Genomic DNA, 24,417 nt, shown 5'->3' with positions numbered 1-24,417 from the left:
AGGAGTATTCAATCGTATGTATAAAAAAATTTACCAGGTAGGTGTGGCTTTGAGCTTAATGAGTACACCAGCATTGGCACAACATTCAGCTTGGCAAGAGGTAAATAAGGCTTATAAAGAAGGCTTAGAGTTATTTGAAAGGGGAAAATTTAGTTCTGCATCCAAGCAGTTTGATCTGGTGGAGCAGTTGAGGACCAAGTCGACCCTACAATTGGATGAAACCCAAGAGATCAGTTTACTGAAAGAGAATGTCCGTTATTATCAAGCGGTATGTGCGATTGAACTTGGCGAATCTGATGCGGAAAATCAATTCCTGAAATTCATCCGCGATTATCCGGCAAGTGCCAATTCCAAAGCTGCCTATTTCCAGATCGGTAAATCCTACTACGCAAAGAAAGACTATCCAAAAGCGATCGAATGGTTCGAGAAAATCGATAGCAAAAACCTTGCTGGTGCGGAGAACTTAGAATACCGCTTCAAACTGGCCTACGCTAAATTCATGACCGGCGATTATGAAGCTTCAAAACCGGTGTTTTTGGAGTTGAAAGATCAAAGAAGCCCATACCAGGAAGCAGCCATCTATTATTCGGCTTACCTAAGCTACCTTGATCAAGAATATAAAACCGCATTGAATGAATTTGAACGCTTAGAAGGTTCAAAAACCTACGAGAACAGTTACCCTTATTATATCACTGCCCTATATTTCTTGGATAAACGCTATGACGAAGTATTAAGCTACGCCTTGCCAAAACTGGAAACCACCAAGCAGGAGAGTGAGACCGACATGTTCCGCATCATTGCTGCCACCTATTTTATCAAAGGTGATTTGGACAAATCCAAAGAGTACTACGATAAATTCCAGGCGCAGGATCAAGGAAAAACACAGAACAATCAGGATAGTTACCAGATTGGTTATATCAATTACAAATTAGGACATTACGAAAAGGCGATTGAGGAATTGAGCAAACTGGAAGAACCGGATGCTTATTACCAAAGTGCCATGATCACCTTGGGGGATGCCTACCTAAAAACTGGCAACAAACAAGGCGCTAGAAATGCATTCTTCAAAGCTTCGAAACTGGAGTTTGATCCAGAATTGAAAGAAGAAGGTTTGTTCAATTATGCCAAGCTTTCCTACGACCTGGAATTCCACCAGGTTGCGCTGGATGCGATCCAGGAATACATCAAAACCTATCCTAGAACCAAAAGAAACGAAGAGGCGAGGACATTGCAGGCGGAGGTATTGTTGAGTACCAAGAATTACCGCCAGGCAGTAGATGTGTTGGAAGCCTTGAAAAATAGAGGTAAAGAAGCGAATGCGGCTTACCAGAAAGTAACGTATTACCGTGGGTTGGAATATTACAATGAACGTGCTTTTGAGAACGCGATTTCCATGTTCATGCGTTCGGAAGAAAACCGTCATGATGAGGAGATTCATGCTTTAGCGACCTATTGGAAAGCTGAAGCCATGTATGAGGTTCGTAAATACAAAGAGGCGGTTGCCAATTTCAATAAATTTCTGGCCTTGCCAGCAGCCCGTAAAACGGATGTGTATAACTATGCGAACTATGCTTTGGCCTATGCCGCCTTCCGTGCGGACAATTACAGCACCGCTGCCAATTATTTCGAGAGATTCTTAGCAGGCGGAGGTAAGGATGGTATCGATCTGAATACCCGCAACGATGCTTTTGCCCGTGCAGCAGATTCGTACCTTGCGATTAAAAACTACAGTAAGGCCGCTAATTATTACGACCGTCTGATCGCTTCGGGCGCGCAGAGTCAAGATTATGCCTTATTCCAAAAAGGGATATTATTAGGCCTTCAAGGCGATAACAATGGAAAGATTGCGACCTTGAATACCGTGATGTCGAAATACCCTAAATCCAATTATGCGGATGATGTGGCGTTCGAGGTACCTTATACCTATTTCTTGATGGGCAACCATGACGAAGCGATAACCGGTTTGCAGAAAATGGTGGAGCAATATCCACGTAGTTCTTATGTACCGAGAGCTTTGGTTACCATTGGTTTGGTACAGTACAACAAAGATCAGAACGATGCGGCTTTGGCTACCTTCCAACGCGTAGTAAACCAATACCCTACAACGGATGAAGCGAAACAGGCTTTGGGATCCATCGAAAACATCTACTTGGATAAAGGGGATGCTTCGGGATATATCCGCTATGCGACAGGTACCAATATCGGTGACTTAAGCACGGCAGAGCAGGATGCACACACCTTCTCCATCGCCCGTACCTTATTCGATCGTGGAAACTGGCAAGCTACCGTGGAGGCGGTGAATGCTTATTTTGATAAGTTCCCGAAACCGATCAATGAGAAACATGCGCGTTTCTTACGTGGGGAAAGTAATGCTAACCTGGGTAAGGACAAAGAGGCATTGCACGATTTCAATATCATCATGAATGACTGGACTTCGGCCTATACCGAAAAGACCTTGATTTCTGTAGCGAAATTGCATTTGCGCAATAAGGCTTATAACGAAGCGACGCAAGTATTGAAAAAATTGGAGCTGACTTCGGAATACAAAGAGAACTACGGTTGGGCAGTGAACAACCTATTGGTGAGTTACTTCAATATCGGCGATTATACCGAGACCTTGAATTATGCGAACATCATCAAGAAGTATGAAAAGGCTTCGGAGGAGGATATCGCTAAAGCACATCTATATGCGGCGAAGGCTTATTTGTCGACCAGTAGGGGATCTGAGGGCATGAAGGAATTGAACCTTGCTGCCTTGAAATCAAAAACCGAAACCGGTGCTGAAGCACGTTATATGGTGGCGGAACAACAAGTGAAGAACAAAAACTACGATGGGGCAATCAAGTCGGCCTTGGATATCGCAGATTCCTTCTCTTCGTATGACTATTGGGTGGCCAAAGGATTTATCCTGATGGCTGAAGCCTACCAAGCGAAGGGCGACAATTTCCAAGCGAAATCGACGTTGGAAAGTGTGATCGAGAATTACGAAACAACGGATGATGGCATCCTGGAAACGGCTAAAAATTTGTTAGAAAAAATTAAATAAGAATAGGAAAAAGATGAAGGTCAACACATTTTTTAAAAAATCTACCATATTAACCTGCTTATTGGGAATGGGCTATGCCGCTTCGGCGCAGACGCCAGAAAAACCAGTAACATTGGATTCTATAGATATCGTACGTGATTACCGCCCTATTCTTGCTGATGCAGTAAAAATTCGTCGTAGTCCTGATATGTCCAATAAAAGAGAGTACATGCCGAAATTGAATTACGGAAATGTGCCGGATAAGAAATTGGACATCAATACCGGATTGAAGGAACTGAAGATCATGGAAACCCCATTTTCGCAGATCTTTGATCTAAAGAGTAATTATGCCAAATTTGGTATTGGAAACTTTAATACCATTTTAGGTGAAGCCTATTTTGCGGTGGAAGATTATGAGGATATCCGTTTTGGAGGATATGCCAAGCACTTGAGCCAAAAAGGAAACTTGGAAGACCAGAAATTCTCCAGACAGGAAGTCGGAATCTTCGGACGTCGGATCTTACCGATGTTTACCCTGAATGGTTTAGTGGGATATAATGGCTTCGGAACACGCTTTTATGGTATTCCATTGGCAGATGACGAAACACCTTTAAACCCAACCCGTGAGGCACAACGTTTTAACGATATCTTCCTTTCGGCAGAATTGACCAGCAATTATGATCCTAACAATGCGGATGCGCTGAGCTATTCACTAAAAGCGGATGGATATATCTATAAGGACAAGTACGATGCGGGTGAAAACTCCATCGCCCTTGCAGGATACTTGAACAAAAGGGTGAATTCTTTCAATGTAGGTGCAAACCTTGCCGTGGATCTGAATTCCATCAAAGGCGTGAATACACCTGATGGTTCCTTGAACAACTCGATTGCGAACATCAATCCTTATATCAAATTCAAAGGCGATAATTATAACATTACTTTAGGGGCAAACATCGTTTCTGAATTTGGCGATAGCTCCAGATTCAACATCTTCCCAGAAGCAGAGATTGACTTTGCTTTGGTTCCGGAATACTTCTATATTTTTGGAGGGGTTAAAGGTGGCGTGGAAAAAGGATCTTTCCGTAGTTTCACGAAGTTGAATCCTTATTTGGGACCAAACCTGAACATCCAGAACACAGTAGACCGTATGAATATCTATGGGGGTATCAAAGGGAATGCCGGTGCCACATTTGGCTATAAAGTAAAGGCGTTCTACAGAAAAGTAGAAGGTTTACCTCTCTTTGTCAACAACCAGACCACACCATTCAATTTCGGATTGATCTATGATGGTGATGGTGATGATGCAGTTAAACATGTAGGTTTAGAAGGGGAGATCAATGTCCGTCTTTCGGCCTTGGTTAACCTTGGTGGTCGTTTGAACATCGACAATTATACCATGGTGGTCGAGGATGAAGCTTGGCACATGCCGAAAATGCGCTTAGCAGCCAATGCTCGATTTAACATTTCGGAGAAACTATTTATTGATGCCGAAGCGTTATTCCATGGGAATTCCTTTGCAAAAGAATATAGATTCGCGACCCAGAATGGTCAACCTGATGCGACCTTCCAGAAAACAACGGTTCCTTCATTCTTCGACCTAAGTGCTGGTGCGGAGTACAAAGCAACCAAGCAATTGGGGATTTTTGTGAAAGCGAATAACATTTTGAATACAGAATACCAACAGTACCTATATTATCCTAAATTAGGGTTTAATATTTTGGGTGGTATTAATTTTTCATTTTAAGGTAGACAAACTTTAAATTTGCACCGAAAAACGGATTCATGGATTTAGGAAGATATATTTATCAAGTATTAAAACACCGAAATGAAGTGTTTGTAAAAGGATTGGGCGTTTTTAAACGCATCCATACCTCTTCTGTATTTGATGAACGTAAAGGTGTTTATTTACCGCCATTGACTTATTTGGAGTTCGATCCGAAGTCGGTGGATGGGGTGGATATCGTAGAATATGTACAGCAGGCTAAGCAGGTATCCCACGCAGATGCGCAGGACTCGGTGCAGGAAGCTGTCATCAACCTGTTTGAGGAAATCAAGGACCATGGGCAGGCGAGCCTGACCCATCTTGGCCAATTGATCAGACATGGGAATTCCCTTGTTTTTAAAGCGGAAGATCTAAGCGGATTCCAATTGGAACCTGTGGAAGCCGGAGAAATCCTACCAACCGCTGTGGTAACAGCGCCTGAAGAGGAACTAGAGGTGGAGGAAACGGTAGCAGAGCCAGCGGAGGAGCAAACAGTCGAGGAAACCGAAGTCACTGAGGAGGCACCAAGCGAAGAGCCTGTTGCCTTTGCCGAAGAACCCGAAGCGATTGTCGAAGAACCTGTTTATGAAGAAGAAGCTCCGCGCTCATCGAATAAATTAGTTTGGTTTATTGCAGCAGCCATCCTTGCCATTGCTGTTATTGGTGGCTTGGCTTATAACAAAGGTTTCTTTGAAAAAAATACCTCGGCAACGGCCTTGGATAGCAACAAAAATCAGGTAGTAGAACAGAACAATACCGCTTTGGCTACTGCGGACAGCAGCTCTTTAGCCTTGGATTCTTTAGGTAGAGCTGATTCGACAGTTGCGAAAGATTCTGCAGCCGTGAAACCTGCAGCTAGCGAAGAGACTAAAAAACCATTGATCCCTGCCGGTCATCAGTATTCCATCGTCATTGGCAAGCATGCTACCTTGGCGCAGGCATTCGATCAGGCAGAATCATTCAATAAAGCGGGAGTAACCTCCGTTCGGGTAATTCCAAGTAAATTGGCACACAACAAGAAAACAGTTATCTGGGATACGTATGTAACGAAAGCTGAAGCGGATTCCGCTTTGCGTGTTGTTCAGAAACGTCACGTAGCAGATGCCTGGGTTCAAAAACTGAATTAGTAATCAATCACAAACAAGCATAACTTTTAATAATCATTATGTCATTAGTACAAGCAACAGTTGATACCTTAAATCAAGTTCAACAACAAGCATTACCGGTAGTCGTTCAGGAAGATCTTAATCTTCTTCAATTATTGATGAAGGGTGGATGGATCATGATCCCAATCCTATTGTTATTCTTCTTAGGATTAGTCATCTTTTTCGAACGTTACATCACCATTTCCAAAGCAGGTAAAACAGAGGGTGGATTATTAGCGCAGGTTAAAAGTAATGTCCTTGCCGGAAAATTGGATTCTGCGATGGCGGTATGTCGCTCTAGCAATTCTGCATTATCCAGGATGTTGCAAAAGGGATTGACCCGTGTTGGTCGTCCGATCAAAGACATTGAAGGAGCGATTGAAAACCAAGGAAAATTAGAGGTTTCCCGTTTGGAGAAGAACATCAATATCTTGGGTATCATTGCAGGTATTGCGCCGATGCTTGGTTTCGTAGGAACGATCTTTGGGGTAATCCAGATCTTCCGTGATGTAGAGGTAGCAGGCGGTATTGATATCGGTTCGGTATCGGGTGGTCTATATGTGAAAATGATCGCATCGGCTTCCGGATTAACCATCGGTATCTTAGCTTACATTGGTTACCATATTTTGAATATGATGGTAGAACGCTTGATCTTACGTATTGAGACGGATGCTATCGAATTTATTGATCTATTGGATGAGCCTAGCTTATAATAGCTAATAGCGCAATCATTCCAAAAGCTTTACATATCATACTATGAATCTACGTAATAAAAGAAATAAACCAGCTGCCGAGGTACACACCGCTGCGTTGAACGATATCATGTTCTTTTTGATGTTGTTCTTCCTTTTGGCTTCTGCAGTTGCCAACCCACAGGTTGTCAAACTACTATTACCGAAATCTTCTGCTGGAGAGCAATCTGTAGCAAAAAAGACCATGACCATTTCGGTAACCAGTGATCTGACCTACCATGTGGATAAACAAGCCGTGCCTTTGGAGAACCTGGAAAGTTATATCCAGTCCAATATCGCTACGGGAGAAGAGTTGACCATCATGCTATATGCAGATGAAACAGTGCCGATCAAAAACATCCTTTCGGTGATGGATGTGGCCAATAAATTAAAAGTGAAACTTGTTCTGGCTACGGAGCCTAAAAGAGACTAATTACCTGGGTAATTAAACGTTTCTTTCGGCAGGTAGTCGAATTGATTAGGAATTAGGATATGTATTACCATCAATATCAAGAAGAAAATAACCTTGGAAAGGCGTTTGGGATATCGTCTTTGGTGATGATCGCCTTGGCGGCCATCGGGTTTTTTATTGTCTTTTCAGAAGACATACCGGAATACGGGATGGGCGGAATTATCGTGAATTACGGTACTTCCCCGGAAGGTATGGGCGATGATTACATGAGTGTGGATGAACCTTCCATGGATGAAAATGCCAATAATGTAAGACCAGATAAGATCGATCCAAATACCACACCTATTCCAACTCCATCCCAGCAAGTAACCGACAAAGCGGTACAAACGCAGGATATGGAAGATGCGCCGGTAGTGCCTAAATCGGAGAAGCCGGTAAAGGCCAATGCGGATCAGGCTACAGCAGAGAAGAAAGACGCTACACCTGCGGTCAATCCGAATGCCTTGTATAAAGGCAAGAAGAACAACGCACAGGGCGTAGGTGATGGTACAGGAAGTACGGCCGGAAACCAAGGATCCAAACTAGGAGACCCATTGGCATCTAATTATGGTGAAGGTGGATCTGGTTTTGGAAACACCATGCTTTCTTTGGAGAATCGTCGATTCGAGGTTCGCCCGAACGTGGAAGATAATGGCCAACAGACCGGTATTGTCAAGGTGGAATTTACTGTGGATAAAAGCGGGAACATCATTCGTGCCCGTCAAGCTAAAGGAACTACGATCGCTGACTATAGGTTGGTGCAGAAATGTGTGGATGCGGTTCGCAGAGCACGTTTGAATTCTTTAGCCAATGCTCCGGATACCCAAACCGGATTAATTACCTTCAGATTTAGAGTAAGATAATCTTTCTAGAATATGAAAACATTTACAGAGGTAATCGAGTATCTTTATGCTCGATTACCTATGTTTACCCGTGATGGCGCTTCTGCCATTAATCCCGATGTGGATAAAACACTTTTACTTTGTGAAGCATTGGGAAACCCCCATAAAAAATTCAAATCTATACACATCGCCGGAACCAATGGTAAGGGATCCAGTTCACATATGTTGGCTTCTGTGCTTGCTGCATCGGGCTATAAGACCGGATTATACACTTCGCCTCACCTGGTTGATTTTAGGGAAAGGATTCGCTTAGATGGCGCTATGATCCCTCAACAGCAGGTAGTTGATTTTGTGAATAAGCACCAAGCATTGATCGAAGAGATCCAACCTTCCTTTTTTGAGGTGACGGTGGCTTTGGCGTTTGACTATTTCGCAAATGAAAAAGTGGATATCGCTGTGATCGAAGTGGGATTGGGCGGGCGTTTGGATAGCACCAATATCATTTCGCCTGAGCTATGTCTTATCAGTAACATTGGGATGGACCACATGAACGTCCTTGGGGATACTCTGGAAGAAATAGCAGGAGAAAAAGCAGGAATCATCAAAGCCAACACGCCTGTAGTGATCTCAGAAAAACAAGCGGATTTACAGCATGTTTTTATCGAAAAAGCAGCCGCTATGCAAGCGGAACTGACCTTTGCTACGGATGTGCTTGAATTGGTTCGCGCAGATCGTACCACTGAAGGATTGCAGGTGGAGGTGTTGAATAAGGCGACACAAGAAAAGCAGCAATGGCTATGCGACCTCACAGGTACTTATCAGCAGAAAAACATCTTGGGTGTGCTTACTTCTACCCAAAAGCTGAAGGAATTAGGCTATGTCTTGCCAGATGAGAAAGTTGCTTATGGCCTAAGCCATGTGCAGGAAAGCACCGGACTCCGTGGAAGATGGCAGACCTTGCAAAAATCTCCTTGGGTGATCTGTGATACCGGTCATAATGAAGATGGGATAAAAGAAGTACTGAAGAACCTTCAAATCTTAAACTTCCAAAAACTACATATTATCTTTGGCGCGATGAAGGATAAGGACCTGAGCCATATTCTGCCCCTGTTGCCTAAAAATGCACAATATTATTTTGCAGCTCCCGATATGCCTCGGGCAATGCCTGCGGATCAGCTAAAGCAATTGGCATCAGGATTTGATTTAAAAGGAAATCATTACGAAAGTATTGAACAAGCATTTGATGCTGCCCTACAACAATATCAGGAAAATGATCTGATCTTTGTAGGCGGGAGTACCTTCGTCGTAGCGGAGTTGTTGACTAATCGTTTTTAGTCAACTCTCCACGTAAAGGCTCCTGTATCCAATGCGCTACTTCCTCTTGGGATGCAATCTCACCCTGGAGGTACATAAGCTTGGTTACAGCGGTCTCAAATGTCATGTCGTAGCCATTGAGTATACCAATGCATTTTAATCCATTAGAGGTCTCGTAACGGCCCAGTTCCACTGAACCTACCTTACATTGGGATATATCCAAGATATTCTTGCCCGATTTTACAGCATCAGCCAGCAGGTTCAAGAACCATTCGTCCGTCATGGTATTGCCGGATCCAAAAGTCTCCATCACAATACTGCGAACATCTGAGTTCAATACCGCTTCAATGGTTTCTTTACTGATACCAGGGAATAGTTTCAGTACGCCTACGCGGGTATCGATATGGTAATGGCAGATGAATTCCTTGCCTTCATTATTCAATAGTACTTCCTCATTGTATCGGATATGGATTCCAGCTTCTGCCAATACCGGGTAGTTTGGCGAACGGAATGCCTCAAATTTATCCGAATTGTATTTGAAGGACCTATTTCCACGGAACAGTTTATTATCAAAAAGAATACATACTTCCTGAATGATCGCACGACCATCCTTTTTGGCCGATGCAATTTCCAAAGCCGTCATCAGGTTCTCCCGAGCATCTGTACGGATCTCCCCAATAGGTAATTGAGAGCCGGAGAAGACTACCGGTTTCTGAAGACCTTCCAACAGGAAACTCAACATCGACGCCGAATAGGCCATGGTATCCGATCCATGAAGGATCACAAAACCATCGTAATGGTCATAATTATCACGGATGATCTTGGCCATCTCCAACCATATACTCGGTCTCATGTTAGAGGAGTCGATGATAGGGTCGAAGGAATGCACCGTCAGCTTATAGTTCAAACGACTTAAATCCGGAAGGTTTTTTTCGATCAACTCAAAGTCAAATGGAATAAATGTTCCTGTTTCAGGGTCCTTAACCATACCGATGGTTCCACCTGTATAAATGATAAAAATGTTATACATGGACTAGATGTTAAATACTTTTTTAGAATTATTGGTTGTTATTTCAGCTAATTTCTCCAACGATATTTCATGGAGATCCGCTACTTTCTGGGCAACATGTACCAAGTAGCTGCTCTCGTTTTCTTTGCCACGGAACGGAACCGGTGCCAAGTAGGGGGCGTCCGTTTCAAGGACAATATGCTTCAGGTCGATATCCTTTACCACGGCGTCCAATCCAGCCTTTTTAAAGGTGACCACACCACCTATTCCCAACATGAAATTCAGGTCGATGGCCAACTTAGCTTGGTCGAGATTTCCCGTAAAGCAATGAAAGATCCCAAACAAACGACCATCCTGTTCCTCTTTCAGGATCTCAAACACTTCATCAAAAGCCTCCCTACAATGTATGCTGATCGGTAGGCCCATATCCTTCGCCCAATTGATCTGCTTTCGGAAGGCCGCTTGTTGCCATGCAAGGCTGTCCTGCTCCCAATAAAGGTCGATGCCAATTTCGCCAATAGCATAGATCTTTCTAGCCTGGATCTCCTGTTCAATCTGATCTAATACCTGTGCATAATCTTCCTTAACACTGCAGGGATGCAAGCCCAACATAGGAAAGCAATGGGATGGATATTCGCCGACGGTCTGGTAGACCATGGGAATGGATTCGAGATCCACATTCGGAAGGAATAAGCGATCTACCCCCTGATCTAGACAACGTTGCATCTGTTGCTTCAACTTGTCGGGTTCCGTACTGTAATAGATATGGGTATGCGTATCTGTTAGCGAATATTTGCGAGGACTGCTTATTTCTTCCATGGAGCCAAAGTTAATATTTTGTTATTGAATGTGCCCCTATAGAATAAAAAATCGCAGTTATTTCAAAAATAACTGCGATTCATTATTAATATTTCAATATTTTAACCTAGAGGCCAATAACATTATGGTGTTGGAACCGGAATAGTAGGCTGTGCTGGTGTTGGTTCTTCTTTTGGACCTGGGATAATTTCCAATACATCCACATCAAATACCAATGGTGCATATGCTGGAATCATGTTTCCTTGAGCACGCTCACCGTATCCTAAAGATGAAGGAATGATGAAAGTAGCTTTAGATCCTTTTTTCAATAATTGAAGACCTTCAGTCCATCCTGGAATAACCGGTGTATGACCGATACGTACGCGCAATGGCTCGTAAGGTCTCATTGGTTGGTGGATTTTCTCTTTTTTCGCAGTCTCTGGATTGTTCGTATCGAACATTTTTCCAGTAGTCAAGCTACCAGTATAGTTCAATACTACGGTATCACCTACAACAGGGCTGTTGCCAGAACCTTCTGCTTTGATAACATATTGTAATCCTGATGCTGTTTTCTTAGGTGTCAATTTGTTTTTCTCCACGTAGCTAGTGATTTTACCTTGTTCTGCTTTTTTCAGGTTTTCTGTTTCAGCTAGGTAGAATTTGTTCACTTGTTCGAATAGAGCAGAGTCAGTTAAATTACCTTTCTTGAAGTGTTTTTTAACTTTTACTGTGAATTGGATGTATTTATCAGCGATATCTGGTTTTGGTTGACCAGTTCTAGCTGCCATGGTATCCAAGTTCAATCTGAATACGGCGCTATCGCCTTCACCCAACATTTTTAACATGGTATTGTTATCACCTGGGTATCCACCTTGCATCAATGAATCTGGGTAGATAGGTGCAATTTGGGACATACCTAAATCATAAGTACTTCCTAAAAGGGAGTCACGGTCTGTTTCAACGATCATATCCAACGCTAGGATATCACCACCTACAGCTTTTTCAGCGCCGCCATCCTTGATATACTTATATTCAAGGCCACCTTCACCTTTTTTAAAATTCTGACACGATGCAAAGAATAGTCCTGCTAGTGCCGTTAAAACTACAATCGATTTTTTCATTTTTCTATTTATAACTCTTAAAATATGCTATGTTAAATATTCTTTATACTCCGGCAAGATAGATTTGAATCTGCTTACCACTTCACCTAATTCCTCTGTAGAATTTCCGCCGGCAGCATTCAAATGGCCACCGCCATTGAAATGCTTCTTACAGATTGCATTACATGGGATTTCTCCAATGGAACGCAAAGATAATTTAATTAATTCAGTTCTATCTACAAATAATCCAGCCAAACGAATGCCTTTGATCGAAAGGGCATAGTTCACCAATCCTTCCGTATCGCCCGTCGTTACATTGAACTTTGCCAGATCATCCTTGCTCAAGGAGAATAAGGCTGTATGATATTCCGGAATCACCTCCAAACAGTTCAATAAGGCATAGCCTAAAAACTTAAGCCTGTTCTCTGTACTGCTGTTATAGATCTGTTCGTGGATCTCCCAGTTTCTAGCGCCAGCTTCCAATAAACCTGCAATGATCAGGTGTACTTCCGAAGTGGTCGATTTAAATCGGAAAGAACCGGTATCTGTCATAATCCCTGTATACAAACAGGTGGCTATTTGCTCATCAATATGTGCTTTATCCTGAAATTCCTCCACGATAAATTTATATACTAATTGAGCGGTTGCTGCTGCATTGGAATCCCAATAGCAAACAGTAGCAAAATCCTCTGGATCCAGATGGTGGTCGATCATCCATTTCTGGCCTTTCGCTTCCCTGATAACGGGTTCCAAGATGTTGGTACGAGATAATGCGCTATAATCCAAACAAAAGATGATTTCTGCCGCATCGAACAAAGATTGTGCATAGGCTGTATCTTCCGTATAGAAGATCAATTCCTCACGGCCAGGCATCCAATCCAAAAAGGTTGGAAAATCCGATGATAGCACGATGTGCACATCATGGCCTTTCTTCTTCAACCAATAGTACAAGCCTAAGGAAGAGCCAAGGGCATCTCCATCAGGTTTATGATGGGTAGTGATGATGATCTTTTTAGGTCTGGATAGTTCTACTAAATATTCTTCTCCTGTCAACATACGAATTTTGTGATTGCAAACCTAATGAAAAAAAATCGGCAATGAAAAAAAACCTTAATGCCTAAATGCATAAAGTTTCCAATCCCGACGGGTGCAAATCAGATAATTCCCCGAATTGTAATTGATTTTTCCATCATAGAATAGGGGCTGGGCCTCTACAGGATAGCCATCTGCTATTCCACCGTTCTCTGTAAATAAATAGATCAGGTTGGTGCCTTGTGGCGCTATACCCATCTTCAGCAAACCAGATCCCGCAGGGAAATAATAAGGTTTGTTTTCAATCTTCTTGGTAAAGGTATGGTCAAAGAGCGGTTTAACCGTATTCCCCAATTCCAGTATTTGCAGCACAGAACCATCCAAAACGATCATTTCTGGAGCAGAAGTACCTGCAATATTCTCAAATTCGGCATGGTATTTTGCGTCCCATTTTCCTTCATATACCACCTTGCTCTCGCCCTGTTTATTCATTTCATAGACTTTACCGTCCTCATCGGCGGCATAGTAAACATAGCCATTTTCCCGTTGTACAATGCCCAGGTTAGAAATAAAATTAACATCCCCAGGGACATCGATCTCTTGGGTTTTATTTCCACCCATATCAAAGAAATAAACCCTACCGTAACTTGTAGCCACAACCACCTGGTTGTCCACAAACTGTGCAGGCCCCATTAAACTGCCTTCCACCGTCACATTATCCCATCCTACTACAGCACCTCCTTCCAGGTCATAGGCCATCAACTTGTTCTTACCCGGAATGATCAGCATTTTCTGATTTCCCCAATCCACATAAGTAGGTTGAAAGCTTGGCTCAGCAGAAACACTGCTGGAAAAGCCGGACATCATTTTACCATGAGGATCAAATCGATAGAGTCTCCTTCGGTCGGTAACCAGAACGAGCGAGCGGTCCTCCAACTGGATGGTCTTCCCAACAATTCGACCTGAAAATACGGTAGACCACAGTTTATTTCCACTAGGATGAATGGCATGAACCGTATGATCCTGCTCTTGTGCCAGGATAAACTGCGAGGTATCCGAATGTTCAAAAACATAAGGCCCCGATATTAGTCGGCTACCCATGCTGTAGGTCCAATCTGCATTTACCCCCAGTCGGTTCTTACTTTTATAGATACCATAAAGGCGGCTGATAAAATTACCGGCATTGCCCGACAACTGTAACGACCAGGAATAGAATTCCTGATACCCATAATCTTCCTTATTCCTAAAGTTCTTACTGTAGGTATTGCTCAAGTTATTGATCAAAAAGTTGCTGGCATTTTTGGTGTTCAGGAAAAAGGTGACATTGGCCTCATTTCCTTGGATCTGCTCATAGTTCTTAAAGCCAATTCCACCGATCAATAGATCTTTACGCTTCCAGGTACGTAGATACTCCTGTAACGTGGATTGTTGGTTTGCTAGGACGATAAGATTGTTTACACGAACAAAATAGGGTCTCGAAAAGGCCTTTAAACCTTCGCCGAAATAGCGATAGGGCATATGGGCATGTCTGAACCTATAGATGCTATCGCCAACTGTTTCGGCGAGTTCCGGTAAGATTTGTTCCAATTTACTGCTGTCTTTGATGGCAATAAAACCTAAATAATCCGAATTACTCTGTTCTACAACGGCAAAATCCCCAGCAATAACCGATTTAAAATCAGCCAGCAGGTTCGGTCTATCCTTCGCGATTTCCACTTCCTGATCAGTTAACTGTTTGGCTCCATCCTGACCCTGTTGCCATTTAGCCAAGTCGGTAAACCAGCTATTCGCATCGGAAAAGGAATATTCCACAAACATCATCGTGTTTGATGGGAAATAATTGTACAAGCGTTGCACTGTTTTCCGTTGGTTGGCAAACAAGGCGATATACTGACTGTCCTTATCTTCCAGTTCACTCTCGCCCGAAAGCATCAAAGCATCCTGTTTATAATTGATGTTCCAAACTGTCTGTCCTTTTAATTGGATGAACTGACGTAGAAAATCGCCGGCCTTATTCCGCTTAAAAACAGCAAAAAAGGCAGGAAGATTTTGTTGTGGAACATACACCGTAAAAGGTGAATTACGGTTGCTGAGTTCATTGAAATAGGTTATTTGAGACTCCTTAAGCTTTTCCTGCTTTTTGTCGAGTACTTTCAACAACAGCTCTTTGTTATAGCTGGCAAAGAAAATATTGGACTGATAACTCACGTAAAAACTCGAATCGGAGATTTTACTTTGGGTAGAGTCCTTCAATATCTGTTGAAAACTATAGATGGTATGGCCCAAACTATCGGATTTACCGAATTTAAACTGCGAGCTTAATTGACCCAGCAATTGATCCATCGCTTCTTTTTCAGGTTCTTCAACAACCGGAATGCTATAGAGCATTTCCGTCTGATCCTTCCCTGGATGTAAGGATATAAAAATATCTGAACCACCCAGATAAGCGGATAGATTTTTATTCCTTAAAAGTTGTTGTTTGAGGAGGTTCAGCTGTTCCAGGTCCTGCTTGCCAAGAATAGCCTGGAATATTTCAAAATCCTTAAAGATGTTATCCGTTGTCTCGTCGTTCACGAAGGAAGCGACCAGGTAAGTGTCACTGGGTAAAAATGCGATAGGTTTTACCGCTTCTTTTTTTTCTGAGTCCAATCCACCAAAGTAGAAAACCGAAGCTACAATGACAGCGATGAATAGAAGAACAGAAACAATTATTGTATTTCTCATGTTCGAAAAGCCTTCCGAGGTATTAGTTTATGTTGAATATATACAAAATTGCAAAATTAGACGAGTTTTTTAGGAAGTTATTTTATACATTTATAAACGAAAAAATAACCAACAATTATTTTAACGGCATATATGAACAAGCAAATAATTCTAACTGCCTCATTTTTTGGCTTGCTTGCAGTGATCTTGGGCGCTTTTGGAGCTCACGGCCTGGAAGGCAAAATTTCAGAGAAACAGTTAGAGACATGGGGAACAGCCAATCAATATCATTTTTACCATACATTGGCATTGTTATTCTTATCCACTTTTTCCAGGGCAAAAAGTCAATCCATTAAGGTTTCTTATATCATGTTTACCTTGGGTATCTTCTTGTTTTCCGGTTCGCTTTACCTTTTGAGTACCAGAAACCTGTTAGGGATAGAGAATATTTCGGTTATTGGCCCCATCACACCATTGGGAGGCGTATGCTTCATGGTCGGATGGATCGCCTTATTTGTCGCAGCTATGAAGAATAGAGCATAAGCATATTAAAAATTAAATTGATGGAAGCTGCAGGCCTTGGTCTGCAGCTTTTTTTTATGCTAAAATGAGGCTAATATTCCCTATTTTTGTTATATGTCTCAAGCGGAATTATTAGCCTCAAATCGAAAGACTTTATTTGTTGAAGTGATCTTGCCACTGGCCATCGCCAAAAACTATACCTATCGGGTTCCCCTCGAACTCAACGAAAAGGTAAAAGTCGGTTGCAGGGTGATCGTACAATTCGGAAAGAACAAAATCTATTCGGCTATCATCGTGGCTTTAAGCGAAGAGGCTCCGCTGCAATATGAGGCAAAGTATATCCTGGATGTGGTAGACGATGATCCCATCATCTTCCCTAATCAGATTGTCCTATGGAACTGGATTTCGGAATATTACATGTGTTTTCCGGGGGATGTCATGCAGGCTGCACTGCCTGCCGCATTGAAAATGGCCTCCGAGACCAAGATCATGGCAGCAGATGATCCTACTTTAGATCGAAGCCAGATTTCCGATAAAGGATACATGATCCTGGAAGCATTGGACCTTGCCGGAGAACTGACCGTCAATGATGTCATAAAAATCCTGGGGCAGAAAACCGTATTCCCTTTATTGAGAAGCCTTTTTGAAAAAGGTTACATCCTGATCTCGGAGGAGATCAAGGAAAAATATAAAGCAAAGACCAAAGCTTTCTTACGATTGGCATCTATCTTTAATGATGCGGATGGGAAGAGAGAACTATTGGACTCCCTAAATAAAGCGCCTAAACAACAGGATGCGGTCCTTGCCTTTATGCAATTGCAAAAAACAAAAACAGATATCAGTAGGCAGGATGTCATGGAAGCATCGGGTGCTTCCGCAAGTGCCATAACTGCCTTGATCGATAAAGGCGTATTCGATGTGAAGGAAAAAGTGGTGAGTCGTTTCGAAGGAACAGATGTCCTATTATCCCCGGATTTTACATTTAATGAAGCCCAGCAAACAGCATTCGATCAGATCAAATTCAATTTTGAATCCAAAGATGTCGTGTTGCTTCATGGGGTTACCGCCTCGGGTAAAACCCAACTCTATATCCGCCTCATTGAGGAATGCCTGGCAACAGGAAAATCAGCTTTATATCTACTGCCAGAAATCGCATTGACCGCTCAGATTACCGAACGCCTTAAACTGCATTTTGGCGATAAGCTCGGTGTATATCATTCTCGGTTCAACGATAATGAGCGTGCAGAGGTGTGGCATCGGGTTAGGAAGGGCGATTTCCAAGTGGTCATCGGAGCAAGGTCATCCGTTTTTCTTCCCTTTTTCGATCTGGGATTGATCATTGTGGATGAGGAACATGAAAATTCCTATAAACAATATGATCCGGCACCAAGGTACCATGCGCGGGATACCGCCATCTATTTAGGCCACCAACATCAGGCTAAAGTATTACTTGGTTCGGCTACACCTTCCGTAGAAAGTTATTACAACGCCAAAGCGGGAAAGTATGGTTTAGTGGAACTCCTGCAGAGATTTGGCGAAGCCAAATTACCGGAAATCCAGATTGTCGATATCGCTGAAGCGGGAAGGAAGGAAGAGATGTTTTCCTACTTCAGCGGAACATTATTGAAAGCTATCCAAACCACCATCGCCAATAAGGAACAGGTCATTCTGTTTCAGAATAGGAGAGGCCATACCCCCTTTCTGCAATGTGGAACCTGTGGTTATGTGGCCAAATGTGTCAACTGTGATGTCAGTTTGACCTACCATAAAACCAGCAATCTCTTACATTGTCATTATTGTGGCTTTTCGGAAGAAATGCCCCAGACCTGTCCGGCTTGTGGTTTGCCCCACATGCAGAGCAAAGGTTTTGGAACAGAAAGGGTGGAAGAGGAATTGGAGCTGCTATTGCCTGATCTGCGGATCGGTAGGCTGGACCTCGATTCCACCAAAGGAAAACATGGGTTCGACCGCGTGATCTCCGCTTTCGATAACCAGGAATTTGATGTGCTGATCGGAACACAGATGGTCACCAAGGGACTTGATTTTGGGAATGTGAGCCTCATCGGTGTCATCAATGCTGATGGGATGATCAACTTCCCTGATTTCAGGGCCTATGAACGGGCATTCTCTCTATTTTCTCAAGTATCAGGAAGAGCGGGGAGAAGGCAGAATCCAGGTCAGGTCATCATCCAGACCTATACACCGAACCATCGAATTCTGGAGCAGGTCCAACAACATGATTATGAAGGCATGTTCATGATCGAAGTAACCGAAAGAAAGAATTACCAGTATCCTCCTTTTTATAGGTTGATCAAATTGGATGTGAAGCATAAAGACCAAGATCTGGTCAATGATTCAGCCATTCGCTTGGCTTCTTTACTAAGACAGCAATTGGGAGCCAGGGTACTGGGTCCTGAACCACCATTGGTTTCCAGAGTGAGGAATAACTTTATCCAGACCATTACCCTGAAGATCGAAAGAAAGGACATTTCCATTAGTAAGGTCAAAGATCTGATCAAACAGTCTATCCTGCACTTTGACCTGGATAAAAAGAATAAAGGGGTTAGGATACAGATTGATGTGGATCCGTATTAATTAAACCTATACGAAGCTATAGGTCAAAAATTACCAGGCTTGATCACCCACCAAGGGTACAAATCGGAAGGTGTCCAATTCAATACGTTCAAAATCATTCTCGCCCACACGTAGGATAGTCACCATCTTTTGTGCTTTTTCATCTCCCACCGGGATGACCATCAAGCCGCCGAGCTTGAGTTGTTTCAACATTTTTTCCGGTACGAAAGGAGCTCCTGCCGTTACGATGATGCGGTCGTAGGGCGCATGTTCTGGTTTGCCCATCGAGCCGTCTCCCAAGAAAAAATGAGGTTTATAACCCATATAGGGCAATACTTGAATGGTTCTGTTGTAGAGGTTTTCCTGCCTTTCAATCGTAAAAACCTCTGCACCCAATTCCATTAGGATACAAGTCTGATAACCTGATCCGGTTCCTATTTCCAATACTTTATCGCCTTTATTGATATGTAGCAGTTGGCTTTGGTAAGCTACGGTATAGGGTTGGGATATGGTCTGTCCATCGCCAATGGGGAAGGCAATGTCCCGATAAGCTTGATTCCAGAAAGTTTCATCGAAAAAGAAATGCCTTGGCACTTTTCCAATGGCAGCAAGGACTTTTTTGTCTTCGATACCCCTTTTTTCGAGATGTCGAACCAACTGTTTCCTCGCTCCCTGTTCCCGGTAATTGTCAACAAACTTATACGCCATATCCCCCAAAATTACCCTTATTTTACCATATTTCTAAGATTAATTGCAAAACATTCATGCTCAATTACCTGAGGAATTTTTAGGTTTAAACCTATTCATAAGCTTATTTTTCGTATTTTTATTAAAATCATGATCAAATGAAAAAGCTTTTTGTATTTATCCTATTCATTTCATTTCAGTTACCTTTTCTATTCGCGCAACAGATATCTCCAAAAGACGATGACGTGATGAAAGTATTGGCTATCGGGAATAGTTTTTCCGAAGATGGCATCGAAAACTACCTTTATGATTTAGCAAAGGCTGCCGGGAAGAAAATGGTGATCGGAAATCTATATATAGGTGGAGCACCGATAGAACTGCATCTGAAAAATGCCCATAATAACCTAAAAGCCTATAGCTATCGTAAAGTAGGGGAGGATGGCATTAAAAAAACAACAGACAAAGTCAGTATTGAAGAAGCCCTAGCAGATGATAATTGGGACTATATCAGTTTGCAGCAGGCAAGTCCACTTTCAGGAAAATATAATGTGGTCATGCGGGGTCTGCCCGATCTTTGGACCTATGTTTTTGCCCATATGAATCCAGATTCCAAGATGGTCTATCACCAGACTTGGGCTTACCAACAGGACTCTAAGCACGAGGGGTTCAAAAATTATGATGGCCAACAATTGGTGATGTACGATAGCATCATGAATGTGACTAGCCAGATCGCCAAGACAGGAGATTATGAGTTTGTGGTACCCGCTGGTACTGCTATTCAAAATGCGAGAACTAGCTCTATCGGTGATCACATGACAAGAGATGGCTACCACATGAACTTGGACTATGGAAGGTTCACGGCAGCAGCAACCTGGTATGCTAAATTGTTCAATCTCGATCCAAGAAAAAATAAATATAAACCGGAAAAAATAACCGATATCCAAGCCAAGATTGCAAAAGAGTCGGCTTGGAAAGCGATAAAAAAACCATTTAAAATCACAAAGGTTAAGAAATAATGAGTGTAGCATATTACGAGGAAAATGTTGCCTCTGCCACAACCAATATCAAAGCGTTAGAATCCAAAATCAATAAAAATTCCTTCCTCAGATTAGGGGTTATGATTCTAGGAGGAATCATTCTGTTCAAACTATTCGATACCAATAATATTATTTTGGTGATGGGGACCATCATTCTGGTCGTCGTTATCTTTCTGTTTTTGGTCTTTCGGCAGAGTAAGATTGAACGAAAGCTACAGGAGGCAAGGATTTTCCTTCGGATCAATGAGAACGAACTGAATATCATGAACCGCAAGGGCAATATGTATGAGCATGGAGAAGAGTTTAACGATGGAGCCCATCCTTATGCTTCTGATCTGGATGTTTTCGGAGCCAATTCACTCTTCGCTATGGTTAACCGCTGTTCCAGTAAGGATGGGGTAAACGTATTGAAGGATTGGTTCTCCCATGCAGCCACCAAGGAAGAAATCTTGGCGAGACAGCAGGCGGTTAACGAATTGCGTGAAGATCCGTCGCATCTACAGACCTTTCAGACCAAAATGATGATCAATCTGGGCTCAAAAGTTAACCTGAGAGCATATATCGCCAGCTTTTTTAATGATAAAAAACTGAATTTTGGGAACAAATGGTTAGCATTCTATGTGGAAGCAAGTCCTAATATTTTCTTCTTTGGATTGGCCTTTTCCCAATTTTACTATAATATCGTTCCTTATCTGTTGATCTTGGCTGTTGTCCATCTTTTGTGGACACTTTCTCAGGCCGGGAAGATTTCCCAATTTTCCAATAAGATCGATAAACTGGGCGCCTCCCTATTGGGCTTGGCCGATGCCATTAAATTAATAGAAGATAAAAAATACACATCAAAGCTCAATCTGGAAATCCAACAGCAGATTAAGGTAAAAGGCTCAGAAAAAAAGCTATCGACCATCATCGCTGAACTCGGTAAGTTGATCGATAAGTTGGATGCCCGAAATAATATGTTTGTAGGGGCAATTCTTAACATGTTGTTCCTATGGGATTTTAAACAGGTAATGGCTATCAATAAGTGGAAAGAGCAGTACCAGGATTCCATTCTGCAGGGATTTGAAGCCATATCGGCTTATGAAGCGTTGGTTTCTTTAGCTATTCTTTCTAAGAACAACCCGGACTGGGTGCAACCGGAAATACTGGATCATGTCCGGTTCGATAAGATCAATGCAGAGGAATTGAATCATCCGTTGATCATCAAAGAAAGAGCTGTTGCCAATGATTATAATGCCCAGAGCCACGATATCGCCTTGATTACAGGTTCTAATATGGCGGGTAAGAGCACCTTTTTAAGAACTGTGGGGATCAATGCTGTATTGGCTTATGCTGGAGCAGTAGTCAATGCAAAACTCTTTCGCTTGCCAATTTACCATTTATTGACCTATATGCGGATCAAGGATTCCCTCAATGAAAGTACGTCAACCTTTAAGGCGGAACTGGACCGGATGAAATTTATCCTGGATCAGGTAGAGCAGGATAAATCCAGTTTTTTCCTGATCGATGAAATGTTGAGAGGAACAAACTCGGTAGATAAGTACCTAGGTTCTAAAGCCATCATCAAAAAATTGATCGGTTTGGACGGAAGAGGGATGTTGGCTACCCATGACCTTCAACTCGCAGAACTGGCGGAGCAATATCCAGAAAGAATTAAGAATTATCATTTTGATATTCAGGTACAGGGTTCCGAAATGCTTTTTGATTATAAATTAAAGCATGGTCCGTGTACCATCTTCAATGCTTCTTTGCTATTAAAGGGGATCGGAGTAGTCGTTGAAAGTGAAAAAGTTGCTTAACTTTGCGGCTTTATTAAGAAAATGACTATTCAAGAACGTATTGACCAAAGTGAAACACGAATTACCATGACGGTGTTTCCTTTCCTCACCAACCACCATGACACCCTATTTGGCGGTAAAGCCATGGCCATGATGGATGAGGTTTCCTTTATGTGCGGCACGCGCTTCTGTAGAAAGCAATTAGTAACCGTCTCCACCGATAAGATCGATTTCCACAAGGCTATTCCTTCTGGAAGTATTGTGGAAGCCATCGCCAGGGTAGAAAGTGTAGGCCGTACCAGTCTGAAAATCGCTGTAGAGATTTTTCTGGAAAGCATGTATAAGGATGGCCGCGAACTGGCTATCCAAGGAAGGTTTACCTTCGTCGCTCTGGACGATGATAAAAAACCTATCCCTGTTCTAGAAGGGATTATTTAGCCCGAGCATATTGTGGAGCCCAGGTAATGGGCTCTTTCAATTCTTCCGCCCAGGAATAAACCAGATGTGGGTCTTTTAGGAAAGCCCGCCCGATCAACACAAAATCAGCCTGCTGCTTATCCAAAATTTCTTCTGCTTGTGTTGCTGATGTGATCAATCCTACCGTACCGGTCAACATCCCGGTTTCTGCCTTTATTTTTTCGGCAAAGGGAACTTGATAGCCTGCATGCACATCGATCTGTTGTTCACGAACCGCCCCGCCAGAAGATACATCGATTACTTCCACCCCTAAGTTTTTCAATTCTTTGCATAAGGCAATGCTCTGTTCCAGATCCCAGCCATTTTCCGCCCAGTCGGTCGCTGAAATCCGAACCCAAAGGGAATGGTTTTCATGAAGCTCCAGTTGAATTTCTTGAACGATCTCCAGAAGAAACCGGATCCTATTTTCAAATGCGCCGCCGTAGATATCTGTTCTTTTATTGACCAATGGAGAAAGGAACTGGTGAATCAGGTAGCCATGTGCGGCATGGATTTCGATGATCTGGTATCCAGCAGTTACAGCTCTTTTTGCCGCTTTTCGGAAGTCTTTTATTAAACTTTTGATTTCTTCCAGGTGGAGTGCTTTTGGAGGATGTTCCTCTTCATGGTAGGGGATGGCGGATGGTGCCAAGGTTTGCCAACCATGTGTTTCATTCGGAAGGAATTGTTTTCGGCTGATCCATGGTTTATCGGTGCTGCCTTTTCGGCCGGCGTGTGCCAATTGGATTCCAGGGATGGACCCTTGGGATTTGATGAATTGGGTGATGTTTTTGTACATGGTTATTTGTTCATCCTCCCAAATGCCTAAATCGCCATAGGAAATCCTTCCTTCAGGGGATATGGCCGTTGCTTCTTGGATCACCGCTCCAGCACGCCCAATGGCAAATTGACCGAGATGGGTAAGATGCCAGTGGTTGGCATAGCCGTTCTCCGCGGAGTATTGACACATAGGGGAAACAACGATGCGGTTGGGGAGGGTTAGGTTTTTAAGAGGAAGGGAAGTGAATAACATGTTTTTTGTTTTAAAATTAAGAGTTTTATTTGGATTTCCCCGTCATTGCGAGGAGGACATCCCGTCATTGCGAGGAGGTACGACGAAGCAATCTTTGAACTTTGTCATCCTGAGCAGCCTTTGTCATCCTGAGAATTAAAAATTTGAACTAAATTTATCGGAAGGTGATGACATTTAGTAACTTAGTTCATTGACCATTCTGCAGTTTGACCGGACTATCGTATAGTGCATCTTGCCTGTCCCTGAGCTTGGTTCCATAGATTGAGGCATTGGAGTTTGGTACATCTTTTAGATTGTCCGTATGGTAGCCTGCCGTTTATTTTTCCTCTATGGGCTTAATGGTTTCACATTTTAATTGATGTGCCATGAAAATCATTCACGATCATGCTGCGGGGATCGATATCGGTTCACGCAGAAT

General features: G+C 42.7%; 19 protein-coding genes. 12 read left to right on the top strand and 7 right to left on the bottom strand.

Features of this window, described 5'->3' with window-relative positions:
* Positions 1-16: 16 nt before the first annotated feature.
* The 7 genes from CRJ00_RS09030 to CRJ00_RS09000 are packed head-to-tail and all read left to right on the top strand — an operon-like array spanning position 17 to position 9,291.
* Positions 17-3,046, top strand: a complete 3,030-nt coding sequence (locus tag CRJ00_RS09030) for a tetratricopeptide repeat protein (RefSeq protein WP_099366553.1) — start codon at positions 17-19, stop codon at positions 3,044-3,046.
* 13 nt (positions 3,047-3,059) lie between these two features.
* Positions 3,060-4,769, top strand: a complete 1,710-nt coding sequence (locus CRJ00_RS09025; RefSeq protein WP_099366552.1) for a TonB-dependent receptor — start codon at positions 3,060-3,062, stop codon at positions 4,767-4,769.
* 38 nt (positions 4,770-4,807) lie between these two features.
* Positions 4,808-5,914: a hypothetical protein gene (locus tag CRJ00_RS09020; protein ID WP_099366551.1), complete on the top strand. Its 1,107-nt coding sequence runs from the start codon at positions 4,808-4,810 to the stop codon at positions 5,912-5,914.
* Positions 5,915-5,952: 38 nt separating this feature from the next.
* Entirely contained in the window at positions 5,953-6,645 is a 693-nt protein-coding gene (locus CRJ00_RS09015; protein ID WP_099366550.1) for a MotA/TolQ/ExbB proton channel family protein, read from the top strand.
* Positions 6,646-6,688: 43 nt separating this feature from the next.
* The gene (locus CRJ00_RS09010) at positions 6,689-7,096 is read left to right on the top strand and encodes an ExbD/TolR family protein (protein ID WP_099366549.1); all 408 of its coding nucleotides are present in this window, start codon (positions 6,689-6,691) and stop codon (positions 7,094-7,096) included.
* Positions 7,097-7,155: 59 nt separating this feature from the next.
* On the top strand, positions 7,156-7,977 hold the full coding sequence (locus CRJ00_RS09005; protein ID WP_099366548.1) for an energy transducer TonB family protein: 822 nt from the start codon (positions 7,156-7,158) through the stop codon (positions 7,975-7,977).
* A gap of 12 nt (positions 7,978-7,989) precedes the next feature.
* Positions 7,990-9,291 carry a bifunctional folylpolyglutamate synthase/dihydrofolate synthase gene (locus tag CRJ00_RS09000; RefSeq protein ID WP_099366547.1) on the top strand — a complete coding sequence of 434 codons (1,302 nt, stop codon included), beginning with the start codon at positions 7,990-7,992 and terminating at the stop codon, positions 9,289-9,291.
* Here the strand turns inward: CRJ00_RS09000 and CRJ00_RS08995 are convergent.
* From CRJ00_RS08995 to CRJ00_RS08975, 5 genes are all read right to left on the bottom strand, one after another.
* Entirely contained in the window at positions 9,278-10,300 is a 1,023-nt protein-coding gene (locus CRJ00_RS08995; RefSeq protein WP_099366546.1) for an asparaginase, read from the bottom strand. The two genes, CRJ00_RS09000 and CRJ00_RS08995, sit on opposite strands and share 14 nt — an antisense overlap.
* Positions 10,301-10,303: 3 nt before the next feature.
* Positions 10,304-11,098: a TatD family hydrolase gene (locus CRJ00_RS08990; RefSeq protein WP_099366545.1), complete on the bottom strand. Its 795-nt coding sequence runs from the start codon at positions 11,096-11,098 to the stop codon at positions 10,304-10,306.
* 122 nt (positions 11,099-11,220) lie between these two features.
* Positions 11,221-12,198: an FKBP-type peptidyl-prolyl cis-trans isomerase gene (locus CRJ00_RS08985; RefSeq protein WP_099366544.1), complete on the bottom strand. Its 978-nt coding sequence runs from the start codon at positions 12,196-12,198 to the stop codon at positions 11,221-11,223.
* Positions 12,199-12,225: 27 nt separating this feature from the next.
* The gene (locus CRJ00_RS08980; RefSeq protein ID WP_099366543.1) at positions 12,226-13,233 is read right to left on the bottom strand and encodes a DHH family phosphoesterase; all 1,008 of its coding nucleotides are present in this window, start codon (positions 13,231-13,233) and stop codon (positions 12,226-12,228) included.
* 54 nt (positions 13,234-13,287) lie between these two features.
* Positions 13,288-15,933, bottom strand: a complete 2,646-nt coding sequence (locus tag CRJ00_RS08975) for a hypothetical protein (RefSeq protein WP_099366542.1) — start codon at positions 15,931-15,933, stop codon at positions 13,288-13,290.
* A gap of 132 nt (positions 15,934-16,065) precedes the next feature.
* Between CRJ00_RS08975 and CRJ00_RS08970 the strand changes: the two genes are divergently transcribed.
* Together CRJ00_RS08970 and priA are read left to right on the top strand one after the other, a co-directional pair.
* Positions 16,066-16,455: a DUF423 domain-containing protein gene (locus tag CRJ00_RS08970; protein ID WP_099366541.1), complete on the top strand. Its 390-nt coding sequence runs from the start codon at positions 16,066-16,068 to the stop codon at positions 16,453-16,455.
* Between the two features lie 93 nt (positions 16,456-16,548).
* Positions 16,549-19,029: a replication restart helicase PriA gene (gene priA / locus CRJ00_RS08965; RefSeq protein ID WP_099366540.1), complete on the top strand. Its 2,481-nt coding sequence runs from the start codon at positions 16,549-16,551 to the stop codon at positions 19,027-19,029.
* Positions 19,030-19,059: 30 nt separating this feature from the next.
* On the opposite strand, the gene CRJ00_RS08960 is transcribed toward priA, so the two are convergent.
* Positions 19,060-19,716, bottom strand: a complete 657-nt coding sequence (locus CRJ00_RS08960; RefSeq protein ID WP_099366539.1) for a protein-L-isoaspartate(D-aspartate) O-methyltransferase — start codon at positions 19,714-19,716, stop codon at positions 19,060-19,062.
* 137 nt (positions 19,717-19,853) lie between these two features.
* On the opposite strand from CRJ00_RS08960, the gene CRJ00_RS08955 reads away from it, so the two are divergent.
* Genes CRJ00_RS08955 through CRJ00_RS08945 form a run of 3 tightly spaced genes read left to right on the top strand, consistent with a single transcriptional unit; the run spans position 19,854 to position 22,948 of the window.
* On the top strand, positions 19,854-20,711 hold the full coding sequence (locus CRJ00_RS08955) for a DUF4886 domain-containing protein (protein ID WP_099366538.1): 858 nt from the start codon (positions 19,854-19,856) through the stop codon (positions 20,709-20,711).
* Positions 20,711-22,531: a MutS-related protein gene (locus CRJ00_RS08950; protein ID WP_099366537.1), complete on the top strand. Its 1,821-nt coding sequence runs from the start codon at positions 20,711-20,713 to the stop codon at positions 22,529-22,531. The genes CRJ00_RS08955 and CRJ00_RS08950 overlap by 1 nt, the downstream gene beginning before the upstream one ends.
* A gap of 21 nt (positions 22,532-22,552) precedes the next feature.
* On the top strand, positions 22,553-22,948 hold the full coding sequence (locus CRJ00_RS08945; RefSeq protein WP_099366536.1) for an acyl-CoA thioesterase: 396 nt from the start codon (positions 22,553-22,555) through the stop codon (positions 22,946-22,948).
* On the opposite strand, the gene CRJ00_RS08940 is transcribed toward CRJ00_RS08945, so the two are convergent.
* A complete protein-coding gene (locus CRJ00_RS08940) occupies positions 22,941-23,999 on the bottom strand; it encodes an NADH:flavin oxidoreductase/NADH oxidase (RefSeq protein ID WP_099366535.1) in 1,059 nt (352 codons plus the stop codon). The genes CRJ00_RS08945 and CRJ00_RS08940 overlap by 8 nt on opposite strands.
* Positions 24,000-24,417 lie beyond the last annotated feature (418 nt).

Source organism: Sphingobacterium sp. 1.A.4 (genome assembly GCF_002734245.1).
Taxonomy (GTDB): Bacteria; Bacteroidota; Bacteroidia; order Sphingobacteriales; family Sphingobacteriaceae; genus Sphingobacterium; species Sphingobacterium tenebrionis.
Note: the sequence above shows the minus strand (reverse complement) of the source record. Positions and strands in the feature narration are given on the sequence as shown.

Coding starts and splice junctions, on each gene's coding strand:
- CRJ00_RS09025 (WP_099366552.1), top strand. CDS start 3,060: ATGAAGGTCAACACATTTTTTAAAAAATCTACCATATTAACCTGCTTA.
- CRJ00_RS09020 (WP_099366551.1), top strand. CDS start 4,808: ATGGATTTAGGAAGATATATTTATCAAGTATTAAAACACCGAAATGAA.
- CRJ00_RS09005 (WP_099366548.1), top strand. CDS start 7,156: ATGTATTACCATCAATATCAAGAAGAAAATAACCTTGGAAAGGCGTTT.
- CRJ00_RS09000 (WP_099366547.1), top strand. CDS start 7,990: ATGAAAACATTTACAGAGGTAATCGAGTATCTTTATGCTCGATTACCT.
- CRJ00_RS09030 (WP_099366553.1), top strand. CDS start 17: ATGTATAAAAAAATTTACCAGGTAGGTGTGGCTTTGAGCTTAATGAGT.
- CRJ00_RS08980 (WP_099366543.1), bottom strand. CDS start 13,233: ATGTTGACAGGAGAAGAATATTTAGTAGAACTATCCAGACCTAAAAAG.
- priA (WP_099366540.1), top strand. CDS start 16,549: ATGTCTCAAGCGGAATTATTAGCCTCAAATCGAAAGACTTTATTTGTT.
- CRJ00_RS08945 (WP_099366536.1), top strand. CDS start 22,553: ATGACTATTCAAGAACGTATTGACCAAAGTGAAACACGAATTACCATG.
- CRJ00_RS08950 (WP_099366537.1), top strand. CDS start 20,711: ATGAGTGTAGCATATTACGAGGAAAATGTTGCCTCTGCCACAACCAAT.
- CRJ00_RS09010 (WP_099366549.1), top strand. CDS start 6,689: ATGAATCTACGTAATAAAAGAAATAAACCAGCTGCCGAGGTACACACC.
- CRJ00_RS08940 (WP_099366535.1), bottom strand. CDS start 23,999: ATGTTATTCACTTCCCTTCCTCTTAAAAACCTAACCCTCCCCAACCGC.
- CRJ00_RS08955 (WP_099366538.1), top strand. CDS start 19,854: ATGAAAAAGCTTTTTGTATTTATCCTATTCATTTCATTTCAGTTACCT.
- CRJ00_RS08990 (WP_099366545.1), bottom strand. CDS start 11,098: ATGGAAGAAATAAGCAGTCCTCGCAAATATTCGCTAACAGATACGCAT.
- CRJ00_RS08960 (WP_099366539.1), bottom strand. CDS start 19,716: ATGGCGTATAAGTTTGTTGACAATTACCGGGAACAGGGAGCGAGGAAA.
- CRJ00_RS08985 (WP_099366544.1), bottom strand. CDS start 12,198: ATGAAAAAATCGATTGTAGTTTTAACGGCACTAGCAGGACTATTCTTT.
- CRJ00_RS09015 (WP_099366550.1), top strand. CDS start 5,953: ATGTCATTAGTACAAGCAACAGTTGATACCTTAAATCAAGTTCAACAA.
- CRJ00_RS08995 (WP_099366546.1), bottom strand. CDS start 10,300: ATGTATAACATTTTTATCATTTATACAGGTGGAACCATCGGTATGGTT.
- CRJ00_RS08975 (WP_099366542.1), bottom strand. CDS start 15,933: ATGAGAAATACAATAATTGTTTCTGTTCTTCTATTCATCGCTGTCATT.
- CRJ00_RS08970 (WP_099366541.1), top strand. CDS start 16,066: ATGAACAAGCAAATAATTCTAACTGCCTCATTTTTTGGCTTGCTTGCA.